The sequence below is a fragment of the Paracoccus marinaquae genome (assembly GCF_018860165.1).
Lineage (GTDB): Bacteria > Pseudomonadota > Alphaproteobacteria > Rhodobacterales > Rhodobacteraceae > Paracoccus > Paracoccus marinaquae.
Genome location: NZ_JAHKNG010000001.1, coordinates 230,809 through 246,179, shown reverse-complemented (window position 1 = coordinate 246,179; position 15,371 = coordinate 230,809). Strand labels below are relative to the sequence as shown.

Annotated in this window: 15 protein-coding genes; 12 read left to right on the top strand and 3 right to left on the bottom strand. The window is 66.8% G+C overall.

The genetic code is table 11. The annotated features are described in order from the left end of the window. Positions 1 to 8: 8 nt before the first annotated feature. Positions 9 to 2,135, bottom strand: a complete 2,127-nt coding sequence (locus tag KNW02_RS01260; RefSeq protein WP_252733326.1) for a malate synthase G — start codon at positions 2,133 to 2,135, stop codon at positions 9 to 11. 429 nt (positions 2,136 to 2,564) lie between these two features. Between KNW02_RS01260 and KNW02_RS01255 the strand changes: the two genes are divergently transcribed. The 12 genes from KNW02_RS01255 (at position 2,565) to KNW02_RS01200 (ending at position 12,072) form a co-directional block, all read left to right on the top strand. Beyond that, a complete protein-coding gene (locus tag KNW02_RS01255; protein ID WP_216031426.1) occupies positions 2,565 to 3,077 on the top strand; it encodes an AmiS/UreI family transporter in 513 nt (170 codons plus the stop codon). Positions 3,078 to 3,202: 125 nt separating this feature from the next. Further along, positions 3,203 to 5,173: a multiheme c-type cytochrome gene (locus tag KNW02_RS01250; protein ID WP_252733324.1), complete on the top strand. Its 1,971-nt coding sequence runs from the start codon at positions 3,203 to 3,205 to the stop codon at positions 5,171 to 5,173. Positions 5,174 to 5,274: 101 nt separating this feature from the next. Beyond that, positions 5,275 to 6,030: an SDR family NAD(P)-dependent oxidoreductase gene (locus KNW02_RS01245; RefSeq protein ID WP_216031425.1), complete on the top strand. Its 756-nt coding sequence runs from the start codon at positions 5,275 to 5,277 to the stop codon at positions 6,028 to 6,030. A gap of 121 nt (positions 6,031 to 6,151) precedes the next feature. Further along, the gene (locus KNW02_RS01240) at positions 6,152 to 7,066 is read left to right on the top strand and encodes a helix-turn-helix domain-containing protein (protein ID WP_216031424.1); all 915 of its coding nucleotides are present in this window, start codon (positions 6,152 to 6,154) and stop codon (positions 7,064 to 7,066) included. 272 nt (positions 7,067 to 7,338) lie between these two features. After that, positions 7,339 to 8,475 carry an amine dehydrogenase large subunit gene (locus KNW02_RS01235; RefSeq protein ID WP_216031423.1) on the top strand — a complete coding sequence of 379 codons (1,137 nt, stop codon included), beginning with the start codon at positions 7,339 to 7,341 and terminating at the stop codon, positions 8,473 to 8,475. Position 8,476: 1 nt separating this feature from the next. Then, a complete protein-coding gene (locus KNW02_RS01230) occupies positions 8,477 to 9,010 on the top strand; it encodes a MauE/DoxX family redox-associated membrane protein (protein ID WP_216031422.1) in 534 nt (177 codons plus the stop codon). A 1-nt stretch (position 9,011) separates the two neighbouring features. Further along, the gene (locus tag KNW02_RS01225; RefSeq protein ID WP_216031421.1) at positions 9,012 to 9,605 is read left to right on the top strand and encodes a redoxin family protein; all 594 of its coding nucleotides are present in this window, start codon (positions 9,012 to 9,014) and stop codon (positions 9,603 to 9,605) included. 29 nt (positions 9,606 to 9,634) lie between these two features. After that, on the top strand, positions 9,635 to 10,159 hold the full coding sequence (locus KNW02_RS01220; RefSeq protein ID WP_216031420.1) for a methylamine dehydrogenase light chain: 525 nt from the start codon (positions 9,635 to 9,637) through the stop codon (positions 10,157 to 10,159). Next, positions 10,156 to 10,593: a c-type cytochrome gene (locus tag KNW02_RS01215; protein ID WP_216031419.1), complete on the top strand. Its 438-nt coding sequence runs from the start codon at positions 10,156 to 10,158 to the stop codon at positions 10,591 to 10,593. Before KNW02_RS01220 ends, KNW02_RS01215 begins: the two co-directional genes overlap by 4 nt. Before the next feature lie 8 nt (positions 10,594 to 10,601). Next, positions 10,602 to 11,045: a c-type cytochrome gene (locus KNW02_RS01210; protein ID WP_216031418.1), complete on the top strand. Its 444-nt coding sequence runs from the start codon at positions 10,602 to 10,604 to the stop codon at positions 11,043 to 11,045. Beyond that, positions 11,042 to 11,704 carry a ferric reductase-like transmembrane domain-containing protein gene (locus KNW02_RS01205; protein ID WP_216031417.1) on the top strand — a complete coding sequence of 221 codons (663 nt, stop codon included), beginning with the start codon at positions 11,042 to 11,044 and terminating at the stop codon, positions 11,702 to 11,704. Before KNW02_RS01210 ends, KNW02_RS01205 begins: the two co-directional genes overlap by 4 nt. 5 nt (positions 11,705 to 11,709) lie before the next feature. Next, positions 11,710 to 12,072, top strand: coding sequence for a cytochrome c3 family protein (locus KNW02_RS01200; RefSeq protein WP_216031416.1), 363 nt, complete (start codon positions 11,710 to 11,712; stop codon positions 12,070 to 12,072). Positions 12,073 to 12,099: 27 nt separating this feature from the next. On the opposite strand, the gene KNW02_RS01195 is transcribed toward KNW02_RS01200, so the two are convergent. Both KNW02_RS01195 and KNW02_RS01190 read right to left on the bottom strand, forming a co-directional pair. Continuing rightward, positions 12,100 to 13,812: an AMP-binding protein gene (locus KNW02_RS01195; RefSeq protein ID WP_216031415.1), complete on the bottom strand. Its 1,713-nt coding sequence runs from the start codon at positions 13,810 to 13,812 to the stop codon at positions 12,100 to 12,102. Positions 13,813 to 13,904: 92 nt separating this feature from the next. Beyond that, positions 13,905 to 15,308, bottom strand: a complete 1,404-nt coding sequence (locus KNW02_RS01190; RefSeq protein WP_284438401.1) for an aldehyde dehydrogenase family protein — start codon at positions 15,306 to 15,308, stop codon at positions 13,905 to 13,907. Positions 15,309 to 15,371: the final 63 nt, after the last annotated feature.

The window sequence follows — 15,371 nt, the reverse complement described above, 5'->3', positions numbered from 1 at the left end:
CCCGCGTCTCAGCCGCGCGCCCGCGCCTTCAGTTCCAGCCGCCGGGCATGCAGCACCGGCTCGGTATAGCCCGAAGGCTGCACGCGGCCCTCGAAGACCAGATCGCAGGCGGCCTGGAAGGCGATGCCGTCAAAGCCCGGCGCCATCGGACGATACAGCGGGTCGCCCGCGTTCTGGCGGTCCACCACCTCGGCCATGCGCTGCATGATCGCCGTCACCTCGTCGCGGCCGACGACGCCGTGATGCATCCAGTTGGCGATATGCTGGGCCGAGATACGGCAGGTCGCGCGATCCTCCATCAGGCCGACATCGTTGATATCGGGCACCTTGGAACAACCGACGCCCTGGTCGATCCAGCGCACGACATAGCCAAGGATGCCCTGCGCGTTGTTTTCCACCTCGCGCCGGACCTGGGCCGGCGACCATTGCTGATAGGCGGCCAGCGGAATGTCCAGCAGCGCATCGACATAGGCCCGCCGTCCGCCCGCGGCCAGTTGCTGCTGCACGGCCAGCACATCGACCTTGTGGTAATGCAGCGCGTGCAGCGTGGCCGCGGTCGGGCTGGGCACCCAGGCGCAATTGGCACCGGCGCGGGGATGTTCGATCTTCTGTTCCAGCATCGCGGCCATGCGGTCGGGTACCGCCCACATGCCCTTGCCGATCTGCGCCTTGCCCGCCAGCCCGCATTCCAGCCCGATATCGACGTTCTGGTTCTCGTAGGCGATGATCCAGCTCTTGCGCTTGATGAAATCCTTGCGGCTGAACGCGCCGGCCTCCATCGAGGTGTGGATCTCGTCGCCGGTGCGGTCGAGGAAGCCGGTATTGATAAAGCAGACCCGGTTCCGCCCGGCGCGGATGCATTCCTTCAGGTTGACGCTGGTGCGGCGCTCCTCGTCCATGATGCCCAGCTTGACCGTGTATTGCGGCAGGCCCAGCACCTTCTCGACATGGGTGAAGATCTCGTCGGCGAAGGCGACCTCGTCGGGGCCGTGCATCTTGGGCTTGACGACATAGACCGAGCCGGTGACCGAGTTGCGGTCGCCGCCGTCCTTTCTCAGATCGTGCATGGCGATCAGCGTGGTCACCATCGCGTCCATCAGCCCCTCGAAGATCTCGTTGCCGTCGCGGTCGTGGATCGCCGGGTTGGTCATCAGATGGCCGACATTGCGCACCAGCAGAAGGGCGCGGCCCTTGACGCTGAACGGGGTGCCGTCGGGCGCGGTGAAGGCGCGGTCGCCATGCAGCGCGCGGGTGATGGTCCTGCCACCCTTCTCAAAGCGTTCGGACAGGTCGCCCTGCATCAAGCCCAGCCAGTTGCCATAGGCCAGAACCTTGTCCTCGGCATCGACGCAGGCGACCGAATCCTCGCAGTCAATGATCGCCGACATGGCCGATTCCAGCCGCACGTCGGCCAGACCCGACGAGGTCTGGCTGCCGATCGGATGGCTGCGGTCGAAGACCAGTTCGACATGCAGCCCGTGATTGCGCAGAAGGATCGAGTCGGGATTGTCGGCGGCGCCGGTGAAGCCCACGAACTTGCCCGGCTCCTTCAGGGCCGAGCCACCCACCTCCAGCGCGCCGTCGCGGACGGCATAGCGCGCAGCCTTGCCGTGGCTGGTCGCGGTCAGCGGGAAGGTCTCATCGAGGAAGACGGCCGTGCGCGACACGACGCGGGCGCCGCGGCCATTGTCGAACCCGCCCGAAGGCAGCGGCAGGCCCATGGCGTCGGTGCCATAAAGGCAATCGTAAAGGCTGCCCCAGCGGGCATTGGCGGCGTTCAGCACGAAACGCGCATTGGTCGAGGGCACGACCAGTTGCGGCCCCGGCACGCGGGCGATTTCGGGGTCGACATTGGCCGTCGCGATGGTGAAATCGCCACCTTCGGGCGCGATATAGCCGATCTCCTTCAGGAAGGCCTTGTACCCCTCGCGGTCATGCGGGCGGTTGCGATGACGGCGGTGCCAGTCGTCGATACGGTCCTGCAGATCCTGCCGCCGGGCCAGCAGCGCCCGATTGCGCGGGCCGAAGACATGGGCCAGTTCCGAGAGGCCCGACCAGAACTGCGCCGGGTCGATCCCGGTTCCGGGCAATGCCCGCTCTTCGATGAAACGGGCGAGGCCTGCATCAACCCGCATTCCTTCCCGATCACAGATGCCGCCAAATCCTGTCTCGGTCATGGTCATGTCTCCCGTCCGCCGAATCCTGATGCCTTGCCCGTTGGCATACCGCCGAACACCAGCCATTGTCCAATGATCAGGGACGGACAGAGAGTCCGATCCGGAGTCCCGGCTTTCGAGCACGTCCGGGTTGCCTCGCCACGCATCCTCCTTGTTGAGGAATGCCATTCGCCGGTCCGCGAACAGAAACGCCAGGGCGACAGCAGCATCCTGGCCATGCCCGACCTCTGCGCGCCCCTTGCAATCCCCGGCGGGATCTTCGATTGCGGGATCCGGCCGAATGCCGACGGACCGAAACATCGGTTGCCGAGGTAGGGCGACCTCGGATCGAGGCATAAGCCGCACCCGCCCCGGATCGTCGGGACGGGCACCGGGGAGAGAATGTTCATGTTGCTGGGATTTCTTCTGTTCTATGTCGGCGCGGTCCTGTTCCTGAACGGGCTGTGGCTGATGGGCCGGATCGAGGATCGCGAGATCGTGGTCATCAATGTCGTGTCCGGGCTGGTCGCGGCGGGGGTGGTCATCAACGACGCCTTCGGGTCGGGGGCGGACCCGGCCACGATCCGCGCCGCGGCCCTGACCCTGATGTTCAGCACCACCTATCTGTGGGTCGCCCATAACCGGCTGGTTGCCGTCGATGGCCGCGGGCTGGGCTGGTTCAGCCTGTTCGTGGCGATCACCACGGTTCCGGTTTTTCTGCGCGCGGTCGCCTCGGCCGGATCGGCGGCCGAGCTGTGGCTGGCCGCCAACTGGCTGGTCTGGGGGGCGCTGTGGTTCATGTATTTCCTGCTTCTGGCGCTTGGCCGCCCGATCCAGCGCCAGACCGCCTGGGTGACGCTGCTGACCGGGATACTCACCGGCTGGCTGCCCGGTTTCCTGCTGTTGGACGGCCTGATCTGAGACCGGCGCAAGACGCCCGTCCATGATCTCGGCCTTGAGGCCGGCCGCCCGAGGGGCCGGGGTTGCCAACCCGTTTCGTGAATGCAACTGTCGGGGCGCCGGAACGCGCTCCGACGAGGATGCAGATGCATGTGCTGACCTGGTTTGCGACCACGATGCTGGTCGCCCTGATCGCTGCGCCCCCGGCCGCACGGGCCCAGGACGCGCAGGATTATGTCGGCTCGGCCAGCTGCACCGCCTGCCATGCCGAGGCTGCCGAGGCCTGGTCCGGCTCGGATCACGCCCTCGCCTGGACCGAGGCAACGGCCGCGAACATCCTTGCCGATTTCAACGATACCGAATTCGTCCATGACGGCATGACCGCCCGGTTCAGTGTCGAGCCGGACGGCACCCATGTCATCACCGTCTACGAGAAGGACGGCAAGACGACGCGCTATCCGGTGCAGTCGGTGGCCGGCGTGGCGCCGCTGCAGCAATATCTGCTGGAAACCGAACCCGGCCGGCTGCAAAGCTTTGACGTGGTCTGGGATACCGAGAAGGGCGACTGGTTCCATCTCTATCCCGATCAGGACCTGCCGCCCGACGACGGGCTGCACTGGACCGGCCCCTACAAGACCTGGAACGCGCGCTGCGCCGAATGTCACGCCACCGGCTACGAAAAGAACTTCGACCCGAGGACGAAAACCTATGCCTCGACCCAGGCCGAGATCGGCGTCGGCTGCGAGGCCTGCCACGGGCCGGCGCGACAGCATCTGGACTGGGCCCGGGCCGCGACCACGCAGGACCCGCCGCCGAATTATGGTTTCCGGGTCGATTTCTCGGACCGCGAGGCCGCGATCCAGCAATGCGCGACATGCCATTCCCGGCGCGAGTCGCATCTGGACGGCAACCCGCTGCCCGGCACGCCCTACCATGACGCCTATAACCTCGCCCTGCTGCGTCCGGGCCTGTATCAGGCCGACGGCCAGATCGAGGACGAGGTCTATGTCTATGGCTCGTTCCTGCAATCGAAGATGTATGACAAGGGGGTCGGCTGCGTCGACTGCCACAACCCGCATGCGATCGAGACGCTGGCCGAGGGCAATGCGCTGTGTACCCAGTGCCACAACCCCGCCGGCAATCCCCGCTTTCCGACCCTGAAGCCCGCCGAATACGACAGCCCCGAGCATCACTTTCACGAACCCGGCAGCGAGGGCGCGCAATGCGCCAGCTGCCACATGCCGCAGCGCGTCTACATGGGCAATGACTGGCGGCGGGACCATTCCTTCCGCATCCCGCGCCCGGATCTGGCCGATCAGACCGGCGCCAGCGACGCCTGCACCGACTGCCACCGGGACCGCAAGCCGGACTGGGCCGCAGCCGCGATCGCAGAGCGGTTCCCGGACGGTTCGCAAAGCCGCCCGCATTACGGAACGGTGCTGGCCCGCGGACGGCAGGATCCGGTGGCGGCAGCCACCGATCTGGCCGCCCTGGCCGAGGACCAGGCCCAGCCGGGGATCGTGCGCGCGACTGCCCTTTGGCTGCTTCGGGCCTCCAACAGCCCCACGACCGCCACCCGCCTCGTGCCGCTGCTTGATGATCCCGACCCGGTGGTGCGCGCCGCGGCGGCCGGGCTGCAACGTCTGGCCCCGCCGGCCGAGCGGGCCGGGCGTCTGGCCCGTCTGCTGGACGATCCGATCCGCACGGTCCGGATCGAGGCGGCGCGTGAGCTGCTGATGATGCCACCGGATCAGATGCCCGCAGCGGCGCAGGCACCGATGCGGGCCGCCTTCGGCGAATGGCGCGAGGCGGTGTCGCAGAGGCTGGACTTTCCCGAGACCCATCTGCAACTGGCGGGCACGGCGCTGACCCTGCGCAACTTCCCCGCCGCCGCGGGGGCCTTCGACGAGGTCGTGCAGATGGACCCGCAGCGCGTCGATGCCTGGATCATGCTGGCGCGGCTCGCCGCGCTCTCCGGGGGGCCACGGGCCGCGCGCGCGGTGATCGACAGGGCACGGGCGGTCAATCCGGGCGATGCCAGCCTCGATGCCTTCCTGGCCGACCTGAACGGACAGGGCGGCATGGCTGCCCCCCCTCCTCCCCCGGCGGCCGATTAGGGGGCGCAGGGACGATCGCCTCCCACTGCGGGCCTTGATCCGGATCAACGCCTGTTCCCTTCGGGCGTGCCAGATATGATCGCGTCATCAAGGAGGCTTCGATGGACAGAGATTTCGACGGGAAATCCGCCCTCGTCACCGGGGGCAGTTCGGGCATCGGCGCGGCCATCGCCCGCGAACTGGCCCTGCGCGGCGCCTCGGTCCTGATCGCCGATCTGGACGAGGCCCCGGCGCGTGCGCTGGCGGCCGAGATCCGCGACACCGGCGGCACGGCCGAGGCTTTTGCGGCGGATGTCGCGCAGGCCGATCAGGTCGAGGCGATGGTCGCGCGCGCGGTCGGGGCTTTCGGCAAGCTTGATCTGGCCGTGAACAATGCCGGCATCGGCGGGCCGTCGGCGCGGGTCGGGGACTATCCGCTGGACGGCTGGCGGACGGTGATCGATGTCAACCTGAACGGGGTCTTCTACTGCATGCGCTATCAGATCCCGGCGATGCAGGCCGCCGGGGGCGGGGCCATCGTCAACATGGCCTCGATCCTCGGCAGCGTCGGCTTTGCCAATGCCGGCGCCTATGTCGCGGCCAAGCATGCGCTGCTTGGGCTGACCCGCACGGCGGCGATGGAATACGCGCCCGAGGGGATCCGCGTGAACTCGGTCGGACCGGCCTTCATCGACACGCCCTTGCTGTCGAAGAACCTCGATGCCGCGACGCTGGCGGCACTGGCCGGCCTGCATCCCGTCGGGCGGATCGGCCGGCCCGAAGAGGTTTCGGCGCTGACCTGCTTTCTGCTGTCGGACCGCGCCAGCTTCATCACCGGCAGCTATCATCTGGTCGACGGAGGCTATACCGCGCCATAGCGATCCGGCGCATCGGCGCCGATGCCGCAACCGCCGCATCGGCCACCCGGAAAGACATATTGATCGCCGTCGGGCAACCGCGCATTATGGGGAACGCAGCCTTTTTTGGGAGGGAAAGGCCATGATGTGTTTCGACGAGTGGAGCAATTGTGTCCTGGCCAATTGCGGCCATTATTACAGCCGGCCGGTCAGAACTGGCCGCGGCGGGATCGGTGACTTTCGCCTGCGCAACCGCCACGGCGTCGACATCGCCGAAATGAACTGCCAGATCGACCGGATCGAGCGGCTGCGCGCCGGCATCCGCCGCGACGACAGCGAATATCTGTTCCTGCTGCTGCAGAAAACCGGCGAGATGGGGGTGATCCACAACGGCCGCGAAGAGGTCCTGCGCCCCGGTGACGGGCTGCTGATGGATTCGACCCGCACGGCCGAGCTTCGTTTCGAGGGACGCGATGCCTCGTTCAGTTCGGTGCATCTTCCGCGCGAACTATGCCTCGAGGGGCGCGCAGACGCGCCGGCCATCGGGCGGCGGGTCAGCCCCGGCCATCCACTGCATTCCAGCCTGATGACCCTGCTGGCCGAGAACGGCGCGGACGAGACCCCGGCCGACTACCTGTTCGACTTCATCGGGCTGATGTTCCGGGCCGAGCGTTCGCCCACCAGTGCCGCAGGGTTCCGCGACCGGCACGGCCGGTTCCGCTTCATCTGCGAGACGGTCGAGCGGCACCTGCCGGACCCGGATTTCTCGGTCGAGCAACTGGCCGTGATGGTGCGCATGTCGCGCCGCCAGTTGCAGCGGGATTTCTGCGATAATGGCACCACCTTCACCCGCTTCCTGTTCGAGCGGCGGCTGAAGCTGGTGGCCAGCCACCTGCGCCGTGCGGCGCAACTGGATCAGCAGCCCTCGATCTCGGATCTGGCCTATCGGGCCGGCTTCAACGACCTGTCGCATTTCAACCGCGGCTTCCGCCAGCGTTACGACATGTCGCCCGGCGGCTATCACGCCGATCATGCCAGACGTCGCGCGAACCATTGATCATGAACATTTTTTTTGGCGCATGGAACAGCATCTCTGGCGCCGCAAGCCAAGACCGGCCCACCCCCTTGTGATGTTCTGAAACGAAGCCGGAGGAGGACCGGCATCGTGGGAGGACAGTCATGGACCCGTCAGATCCGGCACGGGCCGCGCGACCTCGCGTGGCCAGCACTGCCTTGCGGCCTCATGCCGCCTGCGTCTCGCACCGGGTGCGGGTGGCGGGCCGGCCTTCGCTTTCCTCAAACCCGTCAACACAGTCCAGCAGGTTGCCAATGAAACATCACCTCATCATCGCCCTTACTGCCATGGCCGTGCCGGGCAGTCATGCCTTCGGACAGGAAGCCGATATCCAGCCCGAGACCCTGACCGTCGAGGAACGCATTTCCGAGGGTGAACATGTCTATGTCATGGATATGGGCATTTCCGGCCCCAGTCAGGTCTCGGTGCTGAATGCCGAGGATCTCTCGATGGAGGGGAATATCGGCGCCGGCAATTTCAGCCAGATGCTGATGAGCCCGGATCGCTCGACGCTTTATACCTCGTCGGTCTATCAGCGCCGCTACACCTATGGCGAGATCGAGGCCGTGGTCCATGAATGGGACGCGGCGACGCTGAATGCGCGGCGCGAATTCACCATCTCGGACAAGCTGGCGCAAACGCTGAGCCAGAAGGGGGTGCTGAACCTGTCGGCCGACGGCGCCTATCTGGTGGTGCAGAACGCCACACCCGCGACCTCGGTCAATATCGTCGATCTGACCGCCGGGGCCGATCTGGTCGAGATCCCGACGCCGGGCTGCTGGACTGCCTATCCGACCATCGAGGGCCACGCCTTCAGCACGCTCTGCGGCGACGGGACGGTGACGAAATACGGCTATGCCCCCGATGGCAGCGCCGGCGAGCCTGCCAAGTCGGAGAAGATCTTCGATTCCGACACCAACCCGCTGTTCGGCAACGCCGTCCGTGTCGACGGCAATCTGGTCTATGTCTCTTACGCGGGCGCGTTGCATGTCGTTGACGACAGCGGCGAGGTGCCGGTTCTGGTGCGGACCGTCGATTTCGCCGAAGAGGGCTGGGCGCCCTCGGGCTATAACCTGATGGGCTATCACGAGCCTTCGAAAACGCTGTTCATTACCATGAACAGCACCCCCTTCGACGGCTCGCACAAACTGCCGGCCGAAGAAATCTGGGCCATCGACATGGAAAGCGGGAACGTCACCGGCCGGGGTGCGGCGAATGGTGAATCCAGCATCGCCGTCAGCGGCGGCGAAACTCCGGCGATCTTCGGCATCGACCATCTGGGCGGCGTGCATCGCTACGAGGTGACGCTGGGGGACAGCGTGACCATCACCAAGGCCGTCTCGCGTGAGGGTGTGGCCTTCTTCCCGACCATCGTGGCGACCGATTACTGAGATGGTGGCGCTGGCTTCCCTCGCCTCGGTCACGATCACCAGTTTTCTGGCGGTGGTGCTGGTGCGCGCCGCCTGGCACAAGGCCGAGGGCTTTCTGGAAACGGTCGGCTTCGCGCAGGGCTATGGGCTGGTGCCCGACGCCTGGGCGGCACCGATCGTGCGGGCGCTGACCGCGATCGAGGTCGCCATCGTGCTGGCGCTGCTGGTGCCATCCCTGCGCCCTCTGGGCGGGCTGGCCGCGGCGGCGCTCTTCGCCGGCTATGGCCTGCTGATGGCCACGGCGCTGATGCAGGGGCGCAGCCGGATCGAATGCGGCTGCGGCGGGGCACCGCAGATCGTGTCGGCATTCACCCTGGCCCGCAACGCCCTGCTGGCCCTGATGGGGCTGACCCTGGCCTTCCTGCCCGTCGCCACCGTCCGCCCGCTCGAGGCTGCGGCCGCCATCGCCGCGGCACTGGTCCTGGCCGCGATCCTGACCGTCACCGAGAAACTGGCCTCGCATCTGCCGCATATCCACCAGCAGGAGGAAAACTGACATGAATCTGCTGATCTTTTCCAGCATCCTGCTGTGGATCGTCGTCATCATCCAGATCGGCGTGATCTTCGCGCTGGCCCGCCAGATCGGCATCCTGTTCGAGCGCGTCTCGCCGGTGGGCGCGATGATCTCGGACAGCGGCCCGGCGCTTGGCGACAAGGTGCCGGCGCTGGTGCTGCCCGATCTGAACGGGTCCGGACTGACGCTGGGGGCCGGACACAAGGGGCGGTCGCAACTGGTCTTCTTCCTCTCGACCAGCTGCCCGATCTGCAAGGCGCTGCTGCCGGCGCTGAAATCCATCCGCGCCGACGAAGCCGGCTGGCTGGACGTGGTGCTGGCCTCGGACGGGCGCGAGGCGCTGCACCGCCGCCTGATCGAGACCGAGGCGCTGCAGGATTTCCCCTATGTGCTGTCATCGGAACTGGGCATGAGCTTCCGGGTCTCGAAACTGCCCTTCGCGGTGCTGATCGACCAGCATGGCAAGGTCCGCGCCAAGGGCCTCGTCAACAGCCGCGAGCAACTTGAAAGCCTGTTCGCCGCCTCGGAAACCGGCATCCCGTCCTATCAGGCGGCGGTCGCCGGCCTGAATTCCTGACATCTTCGACCATCAAGAAGGAAACCGACATGACCCGTATCATCGACGCATTTCTCAAGCGGCTGGATGGCCTGACCGAGGCGAATATCCGCGGCGCGGCGCGCCGGAACGGCCGCCGGTCCTTTCTGGCCCGCGGCGGCTCGGCGCTGCTGGGCGCGGCCGTCGCGGCCCCGGTCCTGCCCTTCGACCGGCGCGCCCATGCCGCCGAGGGCGGCACCGACGATCCCTGCACCTACTGGCGGCACTGCGCCATCGACGGCTTCCTCTGCGATCAGTCGGGCGGCTCGCTGACCACCTGCCCGCCGGGCTCGACCGTCTCGGCGGTGTCCTGGGTGGGGACCTGCAGCAATCCCGGCGACGGCAAGGAATATCTGGTCAGCTACAACGACTGCTGCGGCAAGCCCTTCGTGCCGACCGCCACCTTCTGCAACAACAACAAGGGCGAGCGTCCGGGCTATCGCATGGGCCTTTACAACGACGTGAACTGGTGCACTGCCAATGCCGACAAGGGCTATCACTGCACCGTCTCGGTCGTGGTCGGGCTGGCGGAATGACGCGCCGCGCGGGGCTGGTTGCGGCATTGGTCACCCTGCTGCCAGCCCTGGCGCAGGCCGATGGCGCGGCCTTGTTCGAGACCTATTGCGCCGCCTGCCACAACAGCGGCGGCATCGGTACGCCGGGGCTGGCCCCACCGCTGGACCGGCCGGATTTCTGGCAGGCCCTTGGCAGCGACGCGCCGGTCTATATTGCCGGCGTGGTGACGCGCGGGCTGAACATGCCGATCACGGTGCGCGGGGAACGCTATGCCGGGGTGCCCATGCCGCCGGTCAGCGGAGCCTCGGACGAGGAACTGGCGGCCATCGCCAGCTGGGTCACCGGCGATCTGGGCGAGACGGATCAGGCTGTCGCGGCAGGCGACATCGCGGCGGCCCGCAACGGCGGGCCGGATCAGAGCCAGTTGAAGGCCATGCGGCCGGAAACCGAATGAGGCGCAGGATGAAACGACGCCAGCTTTCCCTTTTCTGGTTGGTGGCGGCGCTCTCCGCCCTGGCCGTGACACCGGCTGCGGCGGGCTCGGCCCGGGCCGATTACATCCTGCACTGCTCGGGCTGCCACGGCATGGCCGGGCTGGGCACGATCGAGGGCGGGATCCCGCCCTTCCCCGACTCGGTCGGGCATATCGCGACGACCGAAACCGGGCGGACCTATCTTCTGCATGTGCCCGGCGTCATCAGCACCGACATGTCCGATGCGGATCTGGCCGAGGTGCTGAACTTCATCCTCGATGCCTGGGGCGGTGGCGAGGGCGCGCCCTTCACCGCCGACGAGGTCACCCGGCGGCGGGCCATGCCGATCGGCGACGTGGTGATCTATCGCCGCCAGGTCGTCGACGAACTGCGCGCGGCGGGAACCGAGATCGCCGAATATCCCTGGCCGTGAGCGGCCCCCGCGATGCCGTCGCCGACCGGGGGGCGGTGCTTGCCACGCTTGTCGCGGTGGTCTTCGCCCTGACCTTTCTGGCGCTGCCCCGGCTGGGCGGCGGCTGGTTCTGGGAAACCGGCAACGCGCTTGGCTTTCTGGCGCTGGCCGGGCTGCTGTTCCAGATGATCCCCTATCCCCGCAGCGGCGCCGCGCGCCGGCATGAGCGGCTGGGCTACTGGGTCCTGGCCACGGCCATCGCCCACGCCTTCTGGTTCCTCGCGGGCGATCCCACCCTGCGGGTCTATCTACAACCGGGCGCCCCCGCCCATATGTGGCTGGGGCTGTTCGGGCTGCTGGCGCTGGCGCTGCTCTGCGTTCTGGCCCGGATGCCCGACCGGATGCGCGTTCATCGCCGCTATCGGGTCTTTCGCACCCTGCATCGCGGGCTGGGGCTGGCGGCGCTGGCCGGGGCGGGGCTGCATGTGCTGCTGAGCGGCTTCTACCTGCCCAGCTGGCCGCAGGCAGCGCTGCTGGTGCTGATCTGTCTGGCCTGCAGCCTTGGCAGGCGCGTCTGGGCACGGCTGCAGGCGCCGCCCCGTGCGTCGGCGGGGATCTATCTGGCGACGGGTGCCGTCGCCGGGGCGCTGTTCGTGCTGATCCGGAATCTGGTGCCGTGAAATACATGCTGGCCGCACTGTTCTTCTGCGGGCTGGTGCTGGTGGTGACCGGCCCGCCCGGCGCCGATGACCGGGCCGGCCGGCGCGAGCCGCGCTTTGGCGGCACCATCCCGGTTCTGCCGATGACCTTCTCGCATGGCGATCATTTCGGCCAGACCTGCGCCAGCTGCCATCACGAATTCACCGACGGCACCGCCGGTCCGCCCTGCATGACCTGCCATGTCACCGACCGCAGCGTCGCGCCGCTGCTGGAGGACCAGTTTCACGGCCTGTGCCGGTCCTGCCATGTCACCGAACATGCCGCATCCCGCCCGTCCGGGCCGACGCGGAATTGCACCGCCTGCCACCTGCCCGACCACGATTTCTGATCGCGCCGGGCAGCCGCAGGGTCAGGATCAAGGTGCAGGATCGGCCCGCAGGATTTCCTGCATCCGGTCGCGCATGACGAATTTCTGCGGTTTGCCCGTCACCGTCATCGGCAGAGCCTCGACGATGCGGATATGGCGCGGGACCTTGAAATGCGCGATCTGCCCCCGGCAATGCTCGCGCAGCGCCTCGGCCGTCAGTTCGGCACCGGGACGGGCGACGGCCCAGGCGCAGACCTCCTCGCCGAATTTCTCGTCGGGAATGCCAAAGACCTGCACGTCGCTGACCTGCGGATGGCGGATCAGGAATTCCTCGATCTCGCGCGGATAGATGTTCTCGCCACCGCGGATGATCATGTCCTTGACCCGCCCGACGATGGTGCAGAAACCGTCCTCGTCCAGAACCGCCAGATCGCCGGTCTTCATCCATCCGTCATTGACGCTGGCGCGGGTCGCGGCCTCGTCGCCCCAATAGCCGGACATGACCGAATAGCCGCGGGTCCAGATCTCGCCCTTCTCACCCACCGGGACCGTATTGCCGTCGAAATCGGCGATCTTGACCTCCAGATGCGGATGGATCCGGCCCACCGTCTCGCAGCGCTTCTCGGTCGGGTCGTCGGTGAAGCTCTGGAAGGAAACCGGCGAGGTTTCGGTCATGCCATAGCAGATGGTGACCTCTTCCATGTGCATGTCGCGGTTGACGCGGCGCATCACCTCGATCGGGCACAGCGCGCCGGCCATGATGCCGGTGCGCAGGCTGCCAAGGTCGCGGGCGCGATTGTCCATTTCCTGCAGCATGGCGACGAACATGGTCGGGACGCCATAAAGCGCCGTGGCGCGCTCGGCCTCGATGGCGTCCAGAACCTGCACGGGATCGAAACCTTCGCCCGGAAAGACCATCCGCGCGCCCTTGCTGACCGCGCCCAGGACCCCCATCACCATGCCGAAACAGTGATAGAGCGGCACCGGGATGACCAGCCGGTCCTCCTCGGTCAGCGCGATGCGGTCGGTCACGAAGCGGGCATTGTTGACGATGTTGTAATGCGAGAGCGTCGCCCCCTTGGGCATGCCCGTGGTGCCCGAGGTGAACTGGATGTTGATCGGGTCCTGCGGGTCCAGCGTCGCGTCGATGGCGTCCAGTTCGGCCAGCCGCTCGGGGCTGGCCATCTGTTGAAGGCGCGCGAAGGGGATCATGCCGGGGCCGGGATCGTCCTGCATGAGGACGACATGGCGCAGATCGGGCACCCGCGCGGCATGCAGGCGCCCCTCGCCAATGCCACCCAGTTCCGGCACCAGCGCGCGGATCATGCCGGCATAGTCCGATGACTTGAAAGAGGATGCCGCGATCAGGACCCGGCAGCCGACCTTGTTCAGCGCATATTCCAGTTCCGACGACCGGTAGGCGGGGTTGATATTGACGAGGATCGCGCCGATCCGGGCGCTGGCAAATTGCGTGACCACCCATTCAAACCGGTTCGGCGACCAGATGCCCACGCGGTCGCCCTTTTCGACGCCCAGTTCCAGCAGCCCGGCAGCGTGGCGGTCGATCACCGCGTCGAATTCGCGATAGGTCAGGCGGATCCCGGCATCGCAGAACACCAGCGCCTCGCGGTCACCATGGGCCACCACCGCCTCGCGCAGCAATTGCGGGATGGTGACCGATTTCAGCGGCGGCCACAGCGCGCCCGTCACATGCGACAGGCCACCATGGGGCGCCGAGACTTCCCGTTTCTCGTTCGACATGCTTCTTCTCCTGACGGAATGTCGGGCCGGCGATGCGCCGGCCCGACCATGCTCCCCCTGCGGTGCATAAGGAAAGCTGTGCGCGTCGGGCCTCAGCCCCGCGCGACGTTGATCACCTGCATCTGGGTGTATTCGGCCAGCCCCTCGATCGATTGCTCGACCCCGAGGCCCGAGCCCTTGAAGCCGGCCATCGGGATATGCGGACCGATATTCAGTTGCTGGTTGACCCAGATCGTGCCCGATTCGATGCGCCCCGCAATCTCGGTCGCCTTCTCGACATCGCTGGAATGAACCGAGCCGCCCAGCCCATAATCCGAGGCATTGGCGCGGGCGATGACCTCGTCGACATCGTTGAAGCGGACGACGGGCAGGATCGGGCCAAACTGTTCCTCATCAACGATCTTGTGCCCGTCGGTCACGTCACGAACGATGGTCGGGCTGATGAAATAGCCTTTGCCGTCGCGCACCTCACCGCCGGCGATGATCTTGCCGCTGCTGCGGGCATCCTCGAGATAGCCCTTCACCTTCTCGTATTGCGCACGGTTCTGGATCGGGCCGACCGTGGTGCCCTGTTTCAGCCCGTCATCGACCACCGCCTGCGAGGCAATATCGGCCAGCGCGCCGCAGAAATCGTCATAGATCGCGTCATGGACATAGGCGCGCTTCACCGCCAGGCACACCTGACCCGCGTTCATGAAGGCGCCGCCGTAAATCTTTTCGGCGGTCTTGCGCACATCCACGTCGGGCAGCACGATGGCCGGATCATTGCCGCCCATCTCAAGGGTGACGCGCTTCATCGTGTCGGCGGCGGCGGCCATGATCCGCTTGCCGGTTGCCGAGGATCCGGTAAAGCCGACCTTCGCGATCCCCGGATGGGCGGTGATCTTCGGTCCCAGATCGTTGTCGTCGGTCAGGATGTTGACCAGCCCGGCCGGAAAGACCCGCGCGCAGATCTCGCCCAGTTTCAGCGTCGCAACCGGCGTGGTCGGGGCGGGCTTCAGAATGATCGCATTGCCGGCCATCAGCGCCGGGCCGATCTTCCAGCAGGCCAGCAGCAGCGGAAAGTTCCAGGCAACGATCGCGCCCACCACCCCCAGCGGCTTGTGCCGGGTCTCGATGCGGAACTGCTCGTCGTCCTGAATCACCCGGTCGGGCAGTTCAAGCGTCGCGGTATGCGCCAGATAGCCCTGGCTCCACTGGACCTCGCCGATCGCCTCGGGCAGGGGTTTGCCCTGTTCCAGCGTGATCGTCCGGGCCAGATCGTCGGCAGCTTCGCCGATCGCTGCCGCCAGCTCCTCGACCTTGGCGCGGCGCTCGGCCATGCTGGTGGTCGCCCAGTCCCGCTGTGCCGCCGCCGCCGCGGCCACGGCCCGATCCAGATCTTCCGCCGTGGCATGCGGCACCCGCGCGAAGACCTCTTCGGTGGCGGGGTTGATGACCTCGATCATCCGATCGCCCGATACCAACTGCCCGTTGATGAGCATCCTGTGGTCCATGACCTTCCTCCCTCTGTGCCGGCCCTCCGCCGGCAGGCTGTCTCGATCCTAGCAGCGCCCCGA